Origin of the sequence: Pseudomonas guineae (genome assembly GCF_900113745.1) — a bacterium.
GTDB classification, from domain to species: Bacteria; Pseudomonadota; Gammaproteobacteria; order Pseudomonadales; family Pseudomonadaceae; genus Aquipseudomonas; species Aquipseudomonas guineae.
This window is the reverse complement of record NZ_FOQL01000001.1, coordinates 692,417-710,967: the sequence shown is the minus strand read 5'-3', so window position 1 is coordinate 710,967 and position 18,551 is coordinate 692,417. Positions and strand designations below refer to the sequence as shown.

The window sequence follows — 18,551 nt, the reverse complement described above, 5'->3', positions numbered from 1 at the left end:
GCCAGCCTCGTGGGTTGGCGTGGATGCGGCGCGGCGGATAGCCACGCCTACATAGTTCAACGGCTTGTTAGTCAGCGTAGACCGGGAAGGTGGCGCACAGTTTGGCGACCTGACCACGGACGCGCTCGATCACGGCTGGGTTGTCCAGCTCATCGAGAATGTCGCAGATCCAGCCGGCCAGTTCGCGGCACTCGGTTTGTTTAAAGCCGCGGCTGGTGACCGCTGGGGTACCGATGCGAATGCCAGAGGTGACGAAGGGCGATTGCGGGTCATTCGGCACAGCGTTCTTGTTCACCGTGATATGCGCATCACCCAGGGCCGCGTCGGCGGCTTTACCGGTCAGGCCCTGCTTGACCAGGCTGATCAGCATCAGGTGGTTGTCGGTGCCGCCGGAGACCACGTCATAGCCGCGGCCAACGAACACTTCAGCCATCGCCTGAGCGTTGTGAATCACCTGCTGCTGGTAAACCGTGAAGCTCGGCTCCAGCGCTTCCTTGAAACACACGGCCTTGGCCGCGATCACGTGCATCAGTGGGCCACCTTGGCTGCCAGGGAATACTGCGGAGTTGAGCTTTTTCTCGATCTCGGCATTGGCGCGGGCCAGGATCAAACCGCCACGCGGGCCACGCAGGGTTTTGTGGGTGGTGGTGGTGACCACATCAGCGAAGGGAATTGGGTTGGGGTACAGGCCGGCGGCGACTAAACCGGCGACGTGGGCCATATCAACAAACAACAGGGCACCGACCTTGTCGGCGATGTCGCGGAAACGGGCGAAATCCAGGGTGCGCGAATAAGCGGAGAAACCGGCGACGATCATCTTCGGCTTATGTTCGATGGCCAGGCGCTCGACCTCGGCGTAGTCGATCAGGCCTTGCTCGTCGATGCCGTACTGCACGGCGTTGTAAAGCTTGCCGGAGGACGACACCTTGGCGCCGTGAGTCAGGTGGCCGCCGTGGGCCAAGCTCATGCCGAGAATGGTGTCGCCGGCATTGATCAGCGCCAGGTACACCGCACTGTTGGCGGATGAGCCGGAGTGCGGCTGCACGTTGGCGTAGTCGGCACCGAACAACTGCTTGGCGCGCTCGATCGCGAGGGCCTCGACCTTGTCTACGTGCTCACAGCCGCCGTAGTAACGTTTGCCCGGATAGCCTTCGGCGTACTTGTTGGTCAGGCCACTGCCTTGTGCTTGCATGACGCGTTGGCTGCAATAGTTTTCCGAGGCGATCAGCTCGATGTGGTCTTCCTGACGTTGCTCTTCGGCGTTGATCGCGGCGAGCAGGGCGTCGTCATAGCCTTGCAGTTGATCGTGTTTGCTGAACATGCTGAGGTCCCTCGCTTGTTGTTGTTTTGGGTGCAACTGACCCGCCCCGGGTAGGGGTGAGTCAAAATTCTTGGGTAAGCAAAACCGTAGGATGGGCGGCGCATCGCACTGGACATGCTGACAACGCTGCTATTGAGCGCCGCGTAACCCATCGATGATGACTGTTGCGGCGTGATGGGTATCGCTGCGCTCAACCCATCCTACGGTTTTTATCGCCTTAAGCGTCCTGATAGGCCTCGATGGACGGGCAGGCGCAGATCAGGTTGCGATCGCCGAAGACGTTGTCGACGCGGCCGACCGGTGGCCAGTACTTGCCGTCGATCAGCGTAGCGGTTGGGTACACCGCCTGTTCGCGGCTGTAGCCGTGCGTCCATTCACCGACCAATTCCAGTGCGGTATGCGGCGCGTTTTTCAGCGGGTTGTCGTTGGCGTCTAGATGACCTGCCTCCACTGCACGAATCTCTTCGCGGATGGCGATCATGGCGTCGCAGAAGCGGTCCAGTTCTTCCTTGGATTCGCTTTCGGTCGGCTCAATCATCAGCGTGCCCGCTACCGGGAAGGACATGGTCGGGGCGTGGAAGCCGAAGTCGATCAGGCGCTTGGCTACGTCGTCAACGCTGATGCCGCTGCTGTCCTTGATCGGTCGGATGTCCAAAATACACTCGTGCGCCACCAGGCCGTTGCTGCCCGAATACAGCACAGGGTAGTGCTCTTCGAGGCGGCGGGCGATGTAGTTAGCGTTGAGAATAGCGATCTGCGAAGCGCGCTTGAGGCCATCGCCGCCCATCATGCTGATGTACATCCAGGTGATCGGCAGAATGCTGGCGCTGCCAAACGGTGCGGCGCTGACGGCACCTTCTTTACGCGCCATGCTGGCGTGGCCGGGCAGGAACGGTATCAGGTGCGACTTAACACCAATCGGGCCAACACCTGGGCCGCCACCGCCGTGCGGAATGCAGAAGGTTTTGTGCAGGTTCAGGTGCGAGACGTCACCGCCGAACTGACCTGGGGCGCAGAGGCCGACCATGGCGTTCATGTTGGCGCCGTCGATGTACACCTGGCCGCCGTTGTCATGAATGATCTGGCAGATTTCGCGGATGCCTTCCTCAAACACACCGTGGGTCGACGGGTAGGTGATCATCAGCGCGGCCAGACGCTCTTTGTGCTCTTCGGCCTTGGCCTTGAGGTCAATGATGTCGACGTTACCGTTGCTGTCGCACGCCGTCACCACCACGCGCATGCCGACCATGCTGGCGGTCGCTGGGTTGGTGCCATGGGCCGATTGCGGGATCAGGCAGATATCGCGCTGGTCATCGCCGCGACTCAGGTGGTAAGCACGAATGGCCAGCAGGCCGGCGTACTCGCCCTGGGAGCCAGCATTCGGCTGCAGGGAGATACCGTCATAACCGGTGGCCGCGCAGAGCATGGCCTCCAGTTCGGTGGTCAACTGGCTGTAACCCTGGCTTTGCTCAGCGGGCGCGAAGGGGTGCAGGTTGCCGAACTCGGCCCAGGTCACCGGGATCATCTCGCTGGCAGCGTTGAGCTTCATGGTGCAGGACCCCAGCGGAATCATGCTGCGGTCCAGCGCCAGGTCCTTGTCAGCCAGCTTGCGCAGGTAGCGCATCAACTCGGTTTCCGAGTGATAACGGTTGAACACCGGGTGGCTTAGCACTGCTGATTCACGCAGCAGGCCGTGCGGCAGTTGTGCGCTTACGCCAGTTGCCAGTTCCGCGAATGCCGGAACGGCTTTGCCGTCAGCGAACACTGCCAGTAGTGCTTCAACAGAGGCTTGGTCGGTGGTTTCATCCAGCGACAGGCCGAGACGCTCGCTATCGATTTCGCGCAGATTGATGCCTGCTTTACGAGCAGCGGTATGCAGCGCGGCGGTTTTGCTAGCGGTGGCCAGGCTTAGGGTATCGAAGAAGAATGTCTGCTCGACGCTATAACCCAGGGCGCGCAGGCCCTTGGCCAGGATCGCGGTGAACTGGTGAGTACGCTGGGCGATCTGGGTCAGGCCTTTCGGGCCGTGGTACACGGCGTACATGCTGGCGATGTTGGCCAGCAGCACCTGAGCGGTACAGATGTTACTGGTGGCCTTCTCACGGCGGATGTGTTGCTCGCGCGTCTGCATGGCCAGGCGCAGGGCCGGCTTGCCGAAGCGGTCAATCGACATGCCGACCAAGCGGCCCGGCATGTCGCGCTTGAATGCATCGCGGGTGGCGAAGTAGGCCGCGTGCGGGCCACCAAAGCCCAGCGGCACACCGAAGCGCTGCGCACTACCCAGGGCCACGTCGGCACCAAACTCGCCCGGCGGGGTAAGCAGGGTCAGGGCCAGCAGGTCGGCGGCTACCGCGACTAATGCATTGGCGGTGTGGAAGCGCGCAACCAGCTCGCGGTAATCGAAAATGTCGCCATTGCTCGCCGGGTACTGCAGCAACGCGCCGAAGTAGGCGCTGGCGTCGGTGATGCTGGCTTCGTCGCCCACTACAACTTCAATGCCCAGCGGCTCGGCACGGGTGCGCAGCACGTCGAGGGTTTGTGGGTGGCAATGCTGCGAGGCGAAGAAGGCATTGCTGGCCTTGTTCTTCGACAGGCGCTTGCAGAAGGTCATGGCTTCGGCGGCTGCGGTGGCTTCATCGAGCAAGGACGCGTTAGCGATCTGCATGCCGGTGAGGTCGGTGATCAGGGTCTGGAAGTTCAGCAAGGACTCCAGGCGGCCCTGGGAAATCTCTGGCTGATACGGGGTGTAAGCGGTGTACCAGGCCGGATTTTCCAGCAGGTTACGCAGGATCGGACTAGGCGTGTGGGTACCGTAGTAACCCTGGCCGATGAAGGTCTTGAGCTGCTGGTTTTTGCTGGCGATGGTCTTGATTTTGGCCAGGGCGTCGGCTTCCGACAGGCCCGGCTGCGAGCCGAGAATGCTCGAGCCCTTGATGCTTTCGGGAATGACGTTATCGGTCAGCGCGTCGATGCTGGCGTAGCCGAGCAGCTCGAGCATGGCCGCTGTATCAGCGTCGCGTGGGCCGATATGCCGGGCGATAAATTCGTTCTGGGTGGTCAGCTTGGTCATTGCAATCTCTCAGGCGTCAGCGTTGGCGTTGAGCAGGCGCTCGTAGGCGGCCTGATCGAGCAGGCCTGCTACCGCGCTGGCATTGGCCGGCCGGAAGCGGAAGAACCAGCCTTTGCCCAGGGGATCTTCGTTAACCAGCTCAGGGCTGGATTCTAGCTCGGCATTGATCTCAACAACCTCACCGTCCAGCGGCATGGCGATATTGCTTGCGGCTTTTACCGATTCCAACACAGCCACTTCGTCGTTCTCGGCATAGCTCTGGACTTCGGGCAACTGCACGAACACCACGTCACCCAAGGCTTCCTGGGCAAAGGCGGTGATGCCTACGGTAACCAGACCATCGGCATCCTGACGCAGCCATTCGTGCTCAACGGTAAAACGCAATTCGCTCATGTGAACTCCTCAAGGGTGATGACTCGCCCTTTCTGTTGGGGGCGATGTACTGGACGTTCGTGCGGAGCAACGAACGTAAGATGAAAAGACCTTAGCAAAGTAGGTGCCATTGTTATTTTTATCAATAAAAACAATAACTTAGATTATTTTAATGAATATATTTTTCTACCGGGTGTGGCGTTTTCGATACAGGTAGGCGGGGGATTTCGCTCATGCCTGCAGCAAAGGCACTGATTGCGTGGCTTTAATGATTCGTGTTGATTTCACTACGGCGTACCTAATTCGATACGACTCTCAGGTGGGCGCTGTTGGCGGCTGCCGTTCTCGCGGTAGCGCGGCTCGGAATTAATCGGCAGCAGTGGCCATTACCCCTGGCGAGCGGCCATGACTATTCATCCAGCCTATGCAGCGCCATTGAAATGCGCCATAGGCTGCTCGAGGGCTGCCTTTTAGACGGCTATTCACTCTTTCGGTTGACAGGGCAAATACCTCTTTCGGGCGCTTATCCCGTTCAAGGTGGCTGGGTAGCGTGAGGCTTCAACACGAAACCCTCGCTTTTCGGAGAGCCGCATGAGAACAACAACAAGACATGCCATCTTCCAGCCCAGCATTTTGGCGGTTGCCATCGCTGTAGGCTGCGTCGCGCCTGTCCAGGCCTTAACATTTAATATCGGGGAGGTCGAAGGGCAGTTCGATTCATCCCTTTCGGTGGGTGCCAGCTGGAGCGTGCGCGGTGCTGACCCTGACTTCATAGGCACTCGCAATGGCGGCAAGGCGTCATCGCAAACCAACGATGACGGCCGCCTGAACTTTAAGAAGGGCGAAACCTTCTCGAAGATCTTCAAGGGTATTCACGACCTTGAGCTGAAGTACGGCGATACCGGCGTATTTATCCGCGGCAAGTATTGGTACGACTTCGAAACCAAGGACGAAAGCCGCCTGCTGTACGACATTGATGACAGCAACCGCAAAACAGCGGCGCAGGCCTCCGGTGCGGAAATTCTTGATGCCTTTATCTACCACAACTACAGCCTGGGCAGCATGCCGGGCAGTATGCGCGTGGGTAAGCAAGTGGTCAGCTGGGGCGAAAGTACCTTTATCCAGAACTCGATCAACTCGATCAACCCGGTGGATGCCGCTGCCTTCCGTCGACCTGGGGCAGAGATCAAGGAGGGGTTGATTCCGGTCAACATGCTCTACGTATCACAGAGCCTGACTGACAGCCTGAGCATGGAGGCCTTTTACCAGCTGGAGTGGGACCAGACGGTCATCGATAACTGCGGCACGTTCTTCGCGCCCAGTGATACGGCGGCGGATGGCTGTAACGACCGCCTGGCGGTGTTTGGTTCCGATGTGGCGCCAGGTGCCTCGAACAACACCGGTGCTCCAGGCAATCCCATTTATGTCCCGCGTGGCGGTGATCGGGATGCGCGCGACAGTGGCCAGTTCGGGGTTGCGCTGCGCTGGTTCGCGGAATCGCTGAATGACACCGAGTTCGGCTTGTATGCCATGAACTATCACAGCCGTACTCCCAGCGGCAGTTTCGTGCGCACCACCACGCCGTCTGCGACCCTTATTCCGGGCGCGCCGAATGCGCGTTACTTTCTTGAGTACCCCGAGGATATCCGCCTCTATGGCGTCAGCTTCCAGACCAACGTCAACGGAACTGCATTATCTGGAGAGCTGAGTTACCGGCCGAACATGCCGATTTCGATTAACTCCACTGATCTGACCTTTGCCTCGCTTGCACTGCCCAATTCGCCAGTGTTCACCAGTGGCCATGCGCGCAATGTAGCTGGCGAAGAGATTCCCGGCTATGTACGCAAGCCGGTGACACAGGCTCAGATTACCGCGGTGCAGTTCTTCGATCGGGTACTCGGTGCCAGCCGCCTGACCCTGCTCGGTGAGGTGGGTTACAACCATGTCAGCGGTATCAGTAATGATGTCGGCGACCTGCGCTTCGGTCGCGATCCGGTCTATGGCATTGGTGAATTAACCCCTAATGCAGCCTGTACCGGCTCGCTGAATACCGCCAACCCAGATGAGTGCAATGACGATGGTTTCGTCACCAGCAGCTCCTGGGGTTATCGCCTGCGCGCCAGTGCTGATTACAGCAACGTCTTCGCCGGCATCAACCTGACGCCGAGCATCGCTTGGTCGCATGACGTCGATGGTTATGGACCCAACTTCAGTGAGGGTACCAAAGCCGTCAGTCTCGGTCTGAGTGCCGATTACCAGAACACCTACAACGCTAGCCTCAGTTACACCGACTTCTTTGGCGGTGATTACAACACCAATGTCGACCGTGACTTTGTCGCCCTGAGTTTTGGTGTGAACTTCTGATCAACGCAGTGCAAAAGGATCCGTACACAATGAAAAGCACAAGAATCCTGCAAGCGGGCGCGCTGGCCCTGACGATGTTAGCCAGCAGTGTGATGGCTGCAGTCTCCGAGCAAGAAGCCGCCAAACTGGGCGCCAGCCTGACGCCACTGGGTGGGGAAATGGCCGGTAATGCCGACGGCAGTATCCCTGCCTGGGATGGTGGTCTTTCCACCAGTGCCGCCGCTGTTGATGGCAAAGGCTTTCTCGCTGACCCCTATGCCAGCGAGCAACCGTTGTTCACCATCACCGCCGCCAATGCTGAGCAGTACAAAGACAAGCTGTCAGCCGGTCAAATGGCCATGTTCAAGCGCTACGCGGACAGCTACAAAATCCCGGTTTATCCCACCCATCGCACCACCGCCGTACCTACTGCTATTGGTGATGCAGCCAAGGTCAGTGCGCTCAACACCACGCCGGTAGATGGTGGCAACGGTTTGCAGAACTTCAATGCTAGCCGCTACTACGCTTTCCCGATTCCCAAAAGCGGTGTCGAGGTGGTGTGGAACCACATCACCCGTTACCGCGGCGGGAATACTCGTCGTGTGGTCACGCAGGCTACGCCACAGACCAGTGGCTCCTATAGCTTGGTGAAGTTCGAGGATGAGGTGGCGTTCCCGGCGGACATGCCTGACCTTGATCCGGCCAAGGGCAGCAACATACTGCTGTATTTCAAGCAGCGGGTGACGGCGCCCTCGCGCCTGGCCGGTAACGTGTTGCTGGTGCACGAGACCATTGACCAGGTCAAGGAGCCGCGCCTGGCGTGGATCTATAACGCCGGCCAGCGCCGGGTACGCCGCGCGCCGCAGGTCGCCTACGACGGCCCAGGCACCGCCGCTGATGGCATGCGCACGGCGGATAACTTCGACTTGTTCTCCGGGGCACCGGATCGCTACGACTGGCAGTTGGTCGGCAAGAAGGAAATGTACATTCCCTACAACAGTTACAAGCTCGACTCACCGTCGCTGAAGTATGACGACGTGATCAAGGCCGGGCATATCAATCAGGACCTGACCCGCTACGAGTTGCACCGGGTCTGGGAGGTGGTGGCCACCCTGAAGAGTGGCGAACGGCATATCTATGCCAAGCGCCATATGTATGTGGATGAGGACAGCTGGCAGATTGCCCTGGTCGATCATTACGATGGTCGCGGTCAGCTCTGGCGTGTGGCCGAGGGCCATGCGCAGCAGTACTTCAACCACCAGGTGCCGGGCTACACCCTTGAAGCGCTGTATGACTTGGTGGCCGGTCGCTATTTGGCGCTGGGCATGAAAAACGAAGAAAAGTCAGCGTACAACTTCGGCTTCAAGGCCTCGGCGGCGGACTACACACCGGCTGCTTTGCGCAGCTCCGGCGTGCGCTAAACCGTCAGGCAACAACAGCTACTCCGTGATTGGGCGGCCTGCGGGCCGCTTTTTTTATCGCCCACCATCACCTGCTGTTATAGAACTGTAAGCCTCGGGCCTTGGCGTTTAGCCTGCGATGACCCGGTTACGCTAGAACAATAAAACGAGCCGCCATGAACGCATTAGCGCCTTTCTCGCTGAGCGTCGCTGCGTCTTCTTGCGGCAGCGTCAAGCGCCCACCTCCAGGCCATATTCGCCGATTGGCCCTGCAGCAACGCCTACTCGCGCAAGACTGTCGGTTGCGATTGCTGATCGCCCCAGCAGGCTTCGGCAAAACCGTATTGCTCGCCGACTGTGCCCGTGAGTGTCCGCCGGGCTGTCAGCTGCTTTGGCTCAACTGTGGCGCTGATGGCATGCCGGTCGAGCACCTCGCCCAGCAACTGGGCAAACTGCTTGATTACCCCGCGCAGCTGAACGCTGACGACGTGCTTGCGGCGCTCGCGCAGGAGTCGCGGCGGCTGTGGATCATGCTCAATGATTACCCCGCACGACCTGACAGCGCCCTGGATGATTTCCTCAATCAATTACTCACGGTGACACCTGCTGGTGTTTGTTGGTGGCTGGGCAGTCGTCGTCGCCCGGCCTGCAACCTGTCGCGTTTGTTGTTGGAGGGCGAGCTGCTCGAGCTGGGCACGACGGATCTGTCGTTTACCGAGGCCGAGGTTGCAGCTTGGCTGCTGCAGTTGGACCCGGCCCGCAGCGCCTGGGCGCCTGAACTGCACGGGCTGACCCAGGGCTGGCCAGCGGCCTTGCGCCTGCGCTTGTTGGCCGCTCAGGCCGAGCATGCTGAGGCGGATGCGCCGCTGGATGCCGAGCATGATCACCTGCTGGCTGAGTACGTCGAGCGCGAGGTCCTGCACGATTTACCGCATGAGCTGCTGCAGATGCTCTACCAGTTGGCCCAGCTGCCCTGCTTCAACCTGGCGCTGTGTGATCATCTCTTCGGTGTGGGCGAGGGGGCGAACTGGCTGCGCCAGCTGATTGAGCGTGGCCTGTTTATTCAGGAGCTTGAGGCAGCCAAGGGCTGGTGTGTGCTGTTCACGCCTTTGGCCACGCTATTGCAGCGGCAGACAGCGGGCGTGCCCTATGGCGCGCTGCATGTGCATGCGAGTCAGTGGTTTGCCAGCCAGGGTGATATTCGTGCAGCGGTAGAGCATGCGCTGCTGGCCGGTCAGCCGGAGGTGGCCAGTAGTTTTCTTGAGCGTTTTACCGAGGAGCAGGTGCTGCAAGGTCAGGATTTGGCGCTGATTTTGCGCTGGCGCAGCGAGTTGCCGGAGAGCCTGTTGAGCAGCACGCCGCGACTTATTCTGCTGAATGCCTGGGTCTTGCTGCTGGTGGGGCGCCTGGATGAGGCGCAGCTCTGTATCGATCAACTGACCAAGTTTCAGCCTCGCAGCGACGGCCCGCGTACCCGTGAGTTGTTTGCCCACTGGCAGGCGATCCAGGGGATCATCGCCTACGGTCGGGTGTGTGCGGTGACTGCGCGCAGCCATTTGCTTGAGGCCTTGCAGGGGTTACCGGAAAGCGCCTGGTCACAGTCGTTGCTGTGCCGCTCGGCATTGACCCTGGTGGCGATTGGCCGGGGCGATTTGGAGCTGGCGCAAAAGCTCAGTTTCGAGGCGCTGAAGCAGGCACGCTTGCACGACAATGCCGTGTTCGAAGCGTTGCTGGAGCTGGACCATGCCTTGTTGTTGGAAGCCCGCGGCGAGTTTGCCCGTGCTGAAACGCTGCTCCAGCGGGTACTGACGGCAACCCATCCAGCGGCACTGCAAAAGACCCCCGTGCTGGCGCGATTGCAGCTGCGTTTGGCTCGGGTGCAGTTACGCCAGGGGCGGCCTTGCGAGGCCGCGGCAGGGTTTGCCAGTGGCCTGGAGCAGGCGCTTAATTGCGGTGACCCAGGAGCGTTTCACGGTTATCTCGGCTTGGCTGAGTTAGCCATGGGGCAGGGTGATTTTGCCGGCGCCTTTGCGCATTTAGGCGAGGCTGAGCGCCTGATGCAACGCCAACATGTCAGTGAAACCCTCTACCGCGGCACCCTGCTGTTAGCTAGCAGTCATTTATGGGTTGCCCAGGGCCACCATGAGCGGGCGCGTATGGCGGTGTGCAGGGTTTTGGCTTATGAGCAGAAGGTTAAGGAGATTCTGCCAACGCCAAACTTTCCTGAACTGATTCCGCGTTTGCAGCTGTTATTGCTGCACTTGGATCTGCAGCAGGGCAAGGATGTGCGTGATGCGCTGCAACAGTTGTTGGCGCAAAGTCTGGGGCAGGGGCGGCAGGCTCTCGCCAGTGAAATTTGGCTGGGTTATGCCCAGGTCTGTGAACTTTTTGATGATAAAACGGCGGCCGAGCAGGCGCGTGAAAGCGCACAGGCGCTGCGCCGGCGCCTGGATTATCACTGCCTCTGGTTCACGGTAGCCACGCCGACAGGTGACCCGCAAAACGCGCCGCCGACAGCGGCCAATGCCCTGAGCCTGCGTGAGTTGGCCGTGCTGCGCTTGATCGCGCAGGGCTGTTCGAATCAAGAGGTGGCCGAGCAACTGTTCATCTCGCTGCATACGGTTAAAACCCATGCGCGGCGGATCAACGGCAAATTGGGCGTGTCGCGGCGTACGCAAGCGGTAGCCAAGGCTAAAGCACTGGGTCTGTTCTAGAGCAGAGCCCGGCGGCTTATCGCCCCTTGGATACCTGTTGCGCGACCGAGTGCTTGAGCAACTGACCGCCGGGAGGGTGTCGGCAGAGCAGGTGCCTATACTGATTTGCAAATCAGTTCGGGAGCCACAGCATGTTCGCCCTAATGGAAACCGCCCGGCTGGAGTCGTTGCACTTCGCCGTGGACCCGCTGACCGGTCTGCAGGCTATTATTGCCATTCACAACAGCCGTCTGGGCCCTGCGCTCGGCGGTTGTCGTTACCTGCCCTATGCCGATACCCGCAGCGCCATCGATGATGTGCTGCGGTTGGCTAAAGGCATGAGCTACAAAGCGGCGTTGGCTGGCCTGCAGCAGGGCGGCGGCAAGGCGGTGATCATCCGCCCTGCGCATGTCGAGAATCGAGGTGCGCTATTCGAAGCTTTTGGTCGGTTTATCGAAACCCTCAACGGCCACTACATCACCGCCATGGACAGCGGTACCTCCAGCGTCGATATGGATTGCATCGCGCAGCACACTCAGCACGTTACCAGCACCACGGCTGAAGGCGACCCCTCGCCGCACACGGCCATGGGCGTGTTCGCCGGTATTCGCGCGACCGCACTGGCGCGCCTGGGTAGCGACAACCTGGAAGGCTTGCGGGTGGCAATTCAGGGGCTGGGCAATGTTGGCTATGCCTTGGCCGAGCAGCTACATGCTGCCGGTGCCGAGTTGCTGGTCAGTGATTTGGATCACAACCGCGTACAGCGAGCGGTTGTGCAGTTGGGCGCGCGTCCTGTGGCCAATGAGGCGTTGCTGGCAATTCCCTGCGACATTCTTGCGCCGTGCGGGCTGGGCGGCGTATTGAGCGCTACAACAGTCAGTCAACTGCGCTGCTCGGCGGTAGCGGGGGCGGCGAACAACCAGCTGGCCAGTGCCGATATCTCCGATAACCTGCAGGCGCGGGGAATACTTTATGCGCCGGATTATGTGATCAATGCCGGTGGGCTGATCTACGTGGCGCTGAAGCATCGAGGCAAAAGCCTGGTGGCGATCACCGCGCACCTGACGCAAATCAGTCGGCGGCTGACGGAAATCTTCGGCCATGCCCAGGCCGACAAACGCTCGCCCGCACGGGTCGCCGATGCCATCGCCGAGCGGCTACTTTACGGCTGAGTGGGCCAAGCCGTCTGCTTGGGAGGGGCCGGGCGGCGATCCTTTTTAGCCGCGATCCTGCGATAGAACGCTCGCTGCTAAAGCGCCTCCCACGGTGCAGTTAGTATTTGCTTAAAACACAAAACCCCAGTGATTAGCTGGGGTTTTGTTTACCAGGTTGCGCGTTACTCGACAGCGGGTTGGTTCAGCTCACTCAAGGCGTCAGGCTGGTTCTTGAAGGCCTTGGCGAAAACATCGCGGTTCTTCGCCATGTAAATCCCTAGCTCTTCGCCCTGGGCTTCATTCAGCGACGGTACGGCTTTCTGCAGCACCTCGGTGAGCAGTTCAGCCAGCTCAAGCATTTTGTCATGACGGTCGGCTTCGGCTTTATCCATGAACAAACGCTCCAAATCCCGGCTGCTGCGGTACACCACTTCGACGGCCATTCATCACCTCTACGCCTTCACGCTGATAAGTTGCAATAGACTGTTTATGCATACAGTGTTGCGAGCATAAAGAACTCGCCGGCATTTGAACAGCGACAATTTCGCGGACGCACAAGTGGGTGCGTGCTGGACGGCTGCGTAACTGCGTCCCAGCCTAGCCGTTCTGTAAACAGTTAGGTTGGGCGTGAGTGAGCTTAGCGGTCGCTGCGAATCGGGCCAAACTCTACTGGCACCCAGGCATACGCGCTGCCTTCGGTGCGAACATGGCCAATACCCGGGAAGGGCATGTGCGCGCCAGCTACCCAGAGCTTGTCGCGGGCGGCATCAGCGAAGAGCTTTTTGCGGGTTGCCAAGGCTTTGGCGTTGTCTGAGTCAAACTCTATGACCACTTCTGGCTTGGCGAACTGCACGGCATGGCTGTGCACAATATCGCCCCATACCAGTAGGCTTTGGTCTTTAGAACTGAGCAGGTAGGAGCTGTGCCCGGGGGTGTGGCCATTACTCGGTACCACGCTGAGCCCTGCGAACAGATGGCTGTCGGGGCTGTAGCGTTTGAGGCGTTGCTGCGCTTCATATGGCGCAACCGCTTGCTGGGACATGCTGAACATGCCTCGGCGTGCTTCGGGCGCCTGGCCGGCAACTTCATCGCTAAGCCAGTAGTCTGCTTCGGCCTGTGGAACATACACCGTCGCATTGGGGTAGGCTGCCTTGCCGTCGGCGGTGAGTAGGCCACAGGAGTGGTCAGGGTGCAGGTGGGTGAGCAGCACACTGTCGACCTGCTCAAGGCTATAGCCTGAGGCTTTCAGGTTGCTCTGCACCACGCCCAGGGTTGGGCCGAAGCATTGTGCGGCGCCAGTATCGATCAGCAACAGATTGCTGCCGGTGTTGATTAAGTAGGCATTAACGGCGGTTTGCACGCCGTTGCTCGAATCGACAAACATTTTTGCCATCAGCGCTTGGATATCTTCAGCGCTGGCACCCTTGAGCAGTTTGTTGTCGAGGTCAATATACCCGTCGTACAGCGCGGTCACTTCGAAGTCACCCAGAGCCATACGGTAGTATCCCGGCACCTGGGTCTGCTGTTTGGCCACAGGGGCGGCGCTGGCACTAAGGGGGACCATCGCGGTGAGGGCGGTGCAGCCGAATACGGCAGCGGCGCACAGTGCCTGACGTGCATAAGAAAGCGATAAAGCCATGGGAGATCTCCTGAGTGGACAGCGCTTGAGCGACCGATTAAGTCGCACGCCATGTGCACAACGAGCGTGGGTAAGCCGGAGGTTATGGCCTGTATGGCGTGGCTTGTCCAATAGCTAAAGCGTGTCGCTGCAGTATGGGAAAACTATTTGTCCGGCCACCCAAGTCTTTAGCGGCGAATCTGTTACAAGTGCTTTTTGCTGGTCCCAACGCTTCTACTCATGCCGCCTCATCCGCTTGCACCAAAGCCTGGTCGTATGGGTGGCCAATTATCGTTCGCTGGATTCAAGGAGATTTTATGGGTAAGCCAAACTGGGCTGAGCAGCTGCGCGAGCGCCTGCATGGTCAGGCGGAGTCGTTGGGCAATCTGGTGATGGAGGCGTTCCATTACCTGGCACTGTTTGCTATTGGTGCAGTCACCGCCTGGGCAGCGGTGATGGCCTTTCTTGGCATGCTGGATAAGGGCCACATCACCGTCGATGACATTCTGCTGCTGTTTATCTACCTGGAATTGGCGGCGATGGTGGGGATCTATTTCAAGACCAACCACATGCCGATCCGCTTCATGATCTACGTGGCGATTACCGCGCTGACCCGCCTGATGATTTCCGATATTTCCCACAACCACAAACCAGATTGGGGCGTGGTGATGGTGTCTGGGGCGATTCTGCTGCTGGCGCTGGCGATTTTTGTGGTGCGTTTTGCCTCGTCGCGCTTTCCCTCGGTGCAAGCCAGTGGGGTGCGCAAAAAATCCAACCCCGCGGACGATGCTGCGGAAAAGGACGACACCCAGAGTGACGATTGACTGGCTTTGCTTAGGGGCTTAGTGGGGCAAATAGCGCCTGTAGATCGTCTTCGCTGAGCTTAAGTTGGCTCTGGCTTCCGCTTTCAAGCACGCCACGGGCCAGGCTGGCCTTGGCCTGCTGCAACTGCTGGATTTTTTCTTCCACGCTGCCCCGGGCAATCAGCTTGTAGACGAATACCGGCTTGTCCTGACCGATGCGGTAGGCGCGGTCACTGGCCTGGGCTTCAGCGGCCGGGTTCCACCAAGGGTCGAAGTGGATCACCGTGTCGGCGGCGGTAAGGTTTAGGCCCGCACCGCCGGCTTTCAGGCTGATCAGGAAGATCGGCAGCTCGCCGGCTTGGAACTGTTGCACTGGCGTACGCCGATCCTGGGTGCTGCCGGTGAGTTTGGCGTAGGCAATGCCGCGGGTCTTTAGCTCGGCTTCGATCAGCGCCAGCATCGAGGTGAACTGCGAGAACAGCAGCACCCGCCGGCCCTCGGCGAACAACTCTTCAAGCATGTCCAGCAGGCCACTGAGTTTGCCCGAGTCGGCACTGGTCAGGTTGCTGTCACCTTCATCACCGAGCAAACGCAGGTCGCAGCAGGCTTGGCGCAGGCGCAGCAGCGCTTCGAGAATCACGATCTGACTGCGCGCCAGACCCTGCCGGGCGATCTCATCACGGACCTTTTTATCCATGGCCAGGCGCAAGGTTTCGTAGCGGTCGCGTTGTGCTGCACTGAGTTCGACATAGTGGGTGATTTCAGTTTTCGGCGGCAGCTCGCTGGCCACCTGCTCCTTGGTGCGGCGCAGGATAAAAGGTTTGATCCGCCCAGTCAGGTGCGCCAAACGCAGTTCATTAGCGTTCTTCTCAATGGGTGTGCGGTAGTCGCGGGTAAAGCTTTTGCTGTCGCCGAGCCAGCCGGGCATGAGGAAGTTGAACAGCGACCACAGCTCGCCGAGGTGATTTTCCAGCGGTGTGCCGGTCAGGCACAGGCGTTGCCCGGCCTGCAGTTGCCCGGCGGCGATGGCGGCTTTGCTGCGCGGGTTTTTGATGTTCTGCGCTTCATCGAGGATCAACAGGCGGTAGCTGTAAGCAGAGAGTGCCTTGAGGTCGCGCGGCAGCAGGGCGTAGGTGGTGAGGATGATCTGGTGTTCGGCGATCTGCTTAAACAACGCCCGCCGTTTCGGCCCATAGAGTGCCAGCACCTTGAGCTGCGGGGTAAAGCGCGCCGCTTCGTCCTGCCAGTTAGGGATCAAGCTGGTGGGCATGACGATCAGCGCGGGTTGCTGCAAGCGCCCGGCTTGATGCTCACAGAGGATATGACCGAGGGTTTGCAGGGTTTTGCCCAAGCCCATGTCATCAGCCAGCAGGCCGCTCACGCCCAACTCGGCCAGTCCCTGCATCCAAGCCAGGCCCTGCAGTTGGTAAGTGCGCAGCTCTGCCTGCAGGCCGGGTGGTGGTTGCAACGTGGAACTGTCCAGCCGTTGTAAGCGCTCAGCGAAGTCGCGTACCTGGCTGCCGCCTTGCCAGCTCAGTGCGGGACCTTCTTGCAGGTGATTCAGCCGCGCGGCGTCCAGGCGTGACAAGCGCAGGCGTTGGTTGGACTCGCCAGGTTCGCGCACAAACAGCTCGCCGAGGGTGGCCAGCAACGGTTTCAACCGGGACAACGGTAAGGCTGCGCGCTTGTGGTTGTTGGGCAGGCTGACCAGCAGTACTTCATCATCGTCACGCTTATTCAGCGCCTCGCCATTGAGCAGCCAAGGCTTGTGGCGAATGGCTTGCAGCAGAATCGGTAGCAGGCTGATGCGTTGGCCTTCGACCTCAATGCCCAGCTCCAAGTCGAACCAGGTCTGCTCGGGGTCTTCCTCGACCTCGGCGTACCAGTCATCGACCTGCGCCAGGTTGAATTGGAAGTCCGGCTGCATGCGAATCTGCCAGCCTTCTTCGCGCAGCTGTGGCAGTTGCTCGCGCACAAACAGCAGCCAGGCGGCGTCGTTGCCTTGCTCATAGGCTTCGCCGGCGCTTTCCGGCAGGGCTTCGCTTTGCCTCAGTGACACCTGCATGCCGGCCTGTTGCAGGCGTTTGCGCAGCTGCGCTTCAGCGTCGAGATCACGCACGATACGCAGGCTCAGGCCTGGGTTCTGTTTGATCAGCAGGTCTTTGCCATGCTTGCCCGAGGCCAAGTGGCCTTGGTAGTCGAAGGCCAATGCCGCGCGGTGCTGGGTTTGCTCTTGCATACGGCCCTTGCGCGCATCGAAGTGCACCCGCACCAGGCTGCCCAGACTCAGCACGGGGCTCGGTTGCAGGCCCTCCAGGCGCTCTTCGCGGGCCTCGGGGCTGCTGATGATCAGCGGTGAAAGGTCAACGCCTTGCTCCTGCTGGCTTTGCAGGGTGAGCAGGGCGCTGGCCACATGTTTGCAATTGAAGCCCACCGGGCAGCTGCACTTGCCGCTGACGCTCCAGCCTTGGCCGTAGTGATTGAGGCTAATGCGTTGCTGATAGGTCTGGCTGCCTGAGCCCCGGCAGCTGGCCAGCAGGGTGCTGTCCTTGAGGCTGAGCAGGCGGCTGCGCCCTTGCGCGGCATAACCCTGGCCGCGCTGCAGATCGCCCACGCCGAATTCGGCGCGCCAGTCGTCCAGGCGTACATGCAGGATATCGATGGCCATCAGGAGTACCAGCTGAGTGCAAAGGCGAATCGTGACATGGGCAGCTTTCTCAAGGGCAGCCGATGATTCTTGCACAGCCAGCATGGGTTTAGCAGGCGCTTCTCGGTTGCTGGGCGCGAATCTATGCACCCTTTATGTCTGGAATTAAGCCGTAGCGCTGTCGTTTGGCGCGCAAAGGCGCGTGTGCTAGTGACGTTGCAGTGCCGCGCGGTACTGCCCCGGCGTAGCCTTAAACGCTTGGCGGAAGCGGTTGTTGAAATGGCTGGCGCTGGCAAAACCACAGGCCAGGGCGACCTCGACCAGCGGCTGGGCCGTGTGCTGCAGCAGCTGCTGACCATGGCGCAAGCGCTGAGCCTGCACATAGCGGTGGGGCGGCAAACCGAAGCTGAGCTGGAACATCCTGGCGAAGTGGTACTCGGAGAGGGCGCATAACCCGGCCAGCTGTCCCAGGCTCAGCGGCTCATTGAGGTTGGCCTGGATAAACTCGCGCAGCTGTCGACGCTGGCTGGGTGCAAGGCCGCCAGTCACACGCAGGCCTTCACGGCGGCCAACCTGTGACAGCAGTGCGTGGTGGATCAAGCCGTGGGCCAAGGTGCTGCTGAGTAGGCGGTCGGCCGGCTCGGCCCAGTCAAGCTGGCTGAGCTGGCGAAAACGCTTGGCCTGCTGCGCATCATCAAGGAAGGTACCCTCGCGCAGTTCTAGTTCGCGCGGTTCACGGTCCAGCAGATGAACGGCGGCGAGGGCGAACTGTTCTTGGCTGATGTACAGGTGCGCCAGTTGGATCTCACCATTGATCACCCAGGCCGACTGATGCCCGGCCGGTAGAACGCACAGTTTGTCCGGCGCGCCCTTGCTGTGCGGACGTTCGCGGCGGAAGGTGCCAGTGCCGCCGGCCAGGTAGCAGGACAGGGTGTGGTGGCTGGGGGCCTGATAGTCGCGGGCGTCATGGCGGTTGCTCCAAACCGCCGCAGCCAGCCCATCGCCCAACTCGGCGCTGCGGTGCAGGCGAGTGTGCGGTGAGCTGTGCATGCTCTGGAAAACCTGTAGATGTTCGAGTGGTGCCATACATCCTCCGTCGGCCCATGCTACGCCGGGCTTGGTCGCCTGCC

General features: G+C 60.2%; 12 protein-coding genes. 5 read left to right on the top strand and 7 right to left on the bottom strand.

Annotated elements, in window-relative coordinates; all coding sequences use genetic code 11:
* Positions 1-67: 67 nt before the first annotated feature.
* From glyA to gcvH, 3 genes are all read right to left on the bottom strand, one after another.
* Positions 68-1,321: a serine hydroxymethyltransferase gene (gene glyA, locus BMZ32_RS03345; RefSeq protein ID WP_090239566.1), complete on the bottom strand. Its 1,254-nt coding sequence runs from the start codon at positions 1,319-1,321 to the stop codon at positions 68-70.
* 217 nt (positions 1,322-1,538) lie between these two features.
* Complete coding sequence (gene gcvP, locus BMZ32_RS03340) at positions 1,539-4,391, bottom strand: aminomethyl-transferring glycine dehydrogenase (protein ID WP_090239564.1); 2,853 nt, start codon at positions 4,389-4,391, stop codon at positions 1,539-1,541.
* A 9-nt stretch (positions 4,392-4,400) separates the two neighbouring features.
* Positions 4,401-4,784: a glycine cleavage system protein GcvH gene (gene gcvH, locus BMZ32_RS03335; RefSeq protein ID WP_090239561.1), complete on the bottom strand. Its 384-nt coding sequence runs from the start codon at positions 4,782-4,784 to the stop codon at positions 4,401-4,403.
* A 570-nt stretch (positions 4,785-5,354) separates the two neighbouring features.
* Between gcvH and BMZ32_RS03330 the strand changes: the two genes are divergently transcribed.
* The 4 genes from BMZ32_RS03330 (at position 5,355) to BMZ32_RS03315 (ending at position 12,371) form a co-directional block, all read left to right on the top strand.
* Positions 5,355-7,127, top strand: coding sequence for a DUF1302 domain-containing protein (locus BMZ32_RS03330; protein WP_090239550.1), 1,773 nt, complete (start codon positions 5,355-5,357; stop codon positions 7,125-7,127).
* Between the two features lie 29 nt (positions 7,128-7,156).
* Entirely contained in the window at positions 7,157-8,527 is a 1,371-nt protein-coding gene (locus BMZ32_RS03325; protein ID WP_090239547.1) for a DUF1329 domain-containing protein, read from the top strand.
* A 155-nt stretch (positions 8,528-8,682) separates the two neighbouring features.
* Entirely contained in the window at positions 8,683-11,220 is a 2,538-nt protein-coding gene (locus BMZ32_RS03320) for a helix-turn-helix transcriptional regulator (protein ID WP_090239541.1), read from the top strand.
* 131 nt (positions 11,221-11,351) lie between these two features.
* On the top strand, positions 11,352-12,371 hold the full coding sequence (locus BMZ32_RS03315) for a Leu/Phe/Val dehydrogenase (protein WP_090239539.1): 1,020 nt from the start codon (positions 11,352-11,354) through the stop codon (positions 12,369-12,371).
* 164 nt (positions 12,372-12,535) lie between these two features.
* Here the strand turns inward: BMZ32_RS03315 and BMZ32_RS03310 are convergent, their stop codons facing one another.
* Both BMZ32_RS03310 and BMZ32_RS03305 read right to left on the bottom strand, forming a co-directional pair.
* Positions 12,536-12,796 (bottom strand): YebG family protein, encoded by a 261-nt coding sequence (locus BMZ32_RS03310; RefSeq protein ID WP_090239536.1) that lies wholly within the window; start codon positions 12,794-12,796, stop codon positions 12,536-12,538.
* A gap of 194 nt (positions 12,797-12,990) precedes the next feature.
* Complete coding sequence (locus tag BMZ32_RS03305; RefSeq protein WP_090239533.1) at positions 12,991-13,992, bottom strand: MBL fold metallo-hydrolase; 1,002 nt, start codon at positions 13,990-13,992, stop codon at positions 12,991-12,993.
* Positions 13,993-14,288: 296 nt separating this feature from the next.
* Between BMZ32_RS03305 and BMZ32_RS03300 the strand changes: the two genes are divergently transcribed.
* Positions 14,289-14,795, top strand: coding sequence for a phosphate-starvation-inducible protein PsiE (locus BMZ32_RS03300; protein WP_090239531.1), 507 nt, complete (start codon positions 14,289-14,291; stop codon positions 14,793-14,795).
* A gap of 10 nt (positions 14,796-14,805) precedes the next feature.
* Here BMZ32_RS03300 and BMZ32_RS03295 read toward each other — a convergent pair whose 3' ends face one another.
* Together BMZ32_RS03295 and BMZ32_RS03290 are read right to left on the bottom strand one after the other, a co-directional pair.
* Complete coding sequence (locus BMZ32_RS03295; protein ID WP_090241527.1) at positions 14,806-17,442, bottom strand: DEAD/DEAH box helicase; 2,637 nt, start codon at positions 17,440-17,442, stop codon at positions 14,806-14,808.
* A gap of 186 nt (positions 17,443-17,628) precedes the next feature.
* Positions 17,629-18,507, bottom strand: coding sequence for a helix-turn-helix domain-containing protein (locus tag BMZ32_RS03290; RefSeq protein WP_090239528.1), 879 nt, complete (start codon positions 18,505-18,507; stop codon positions 17,629-17,631).
* Positions 18,508-18,551: the final 44 nt, after the last annotated feature.

Bases quoted from the DNA above. Each gene is read 5' to 3' on its own strand.
- glyA (WP_090239566.1), bottom strand. From the start codon at position 1,321: ATGTTCAGCAAACACGATCAACTGCAAGGCTATGACGACGCCCTGCTC.
- gcvP (WP_090239564.1), bottom strand. From the start codon at position 4,391: ATGACCAAGCTGACCACCCAGAACGAATTTATCGCCCGGCATATCGGC.
- gcvH (WP_090239561.1), bottom strand. From the start codon at position 4,784: ATGAGCGAATTGCGTTTTACCGTTGAGCACGAATGGCTGCGTCAGGAT.
- BMZ32_RS03330 (WP_090239550.1), top strand. From the start codon at position 5,355: ATGAGAACAACAACAAGACATGCCATCTTCCAGCCCAGCATTTTGGCG.
- BMZ32_RS03325 (WP_090239547.1), top strand. From the start codon at position 7,157: ATGAAAAGCACAAGAATCCTGCAAGCGGGCGCGCTGGCCCTGACGATG.
- BMZ32_RS03320 (WP_090239541.1), top strand. From the start codon at position 8,683: ATGAACGCATTAGCGCCTTTCTCGCTGAGCGTCGCTGCGTCTTCTTGC.
- BMZ32_RS03315 (WP_090239539.1), top strand. From the start codon at position 11,352: ATGTTCGCCCTAATGGAAACCGCCCGGCTGGAGTCGTTGCACTTCGCC.
- BMZ32_RS03310 (WP_090239536.1), bottom strand. From the start codon at position 12,796: ATGGCCGTCGAAGTGGTGTACCGCAGCAGCCGGGATTTGGAGCGTTTG.
- BMZ32_RS03305 (WP_090239533.1), bottom strand. From the start codon at position 13,992: ATGGCTTTATCGCTTTCTTATGCACGTCAGGCACTGTGCGCCGCTGCC.
- BMZ32_RS03300 (WP_090239531.1), top strand. From the start codon at position 14,289: ATGGGTAAGCCAAACTGGGCTGAGCAGCTGCGCGAGCGCCTGCATGGT.
- BMZ32_RS03295 (WP_090241527.1), bottom strand. From the start codon at position 17,442: ATGGCCATCGATATCCTGCATGTACGCCTGGACGACTGGCGCGCCGAA.
- BMZ32_RS03290 (WP_090239528.1), bottom strand. From the start codon at position 18,507: ATGGCACCACTCGAACATCTACAGGTTTTCCAGAGCATGCACAGCTCA.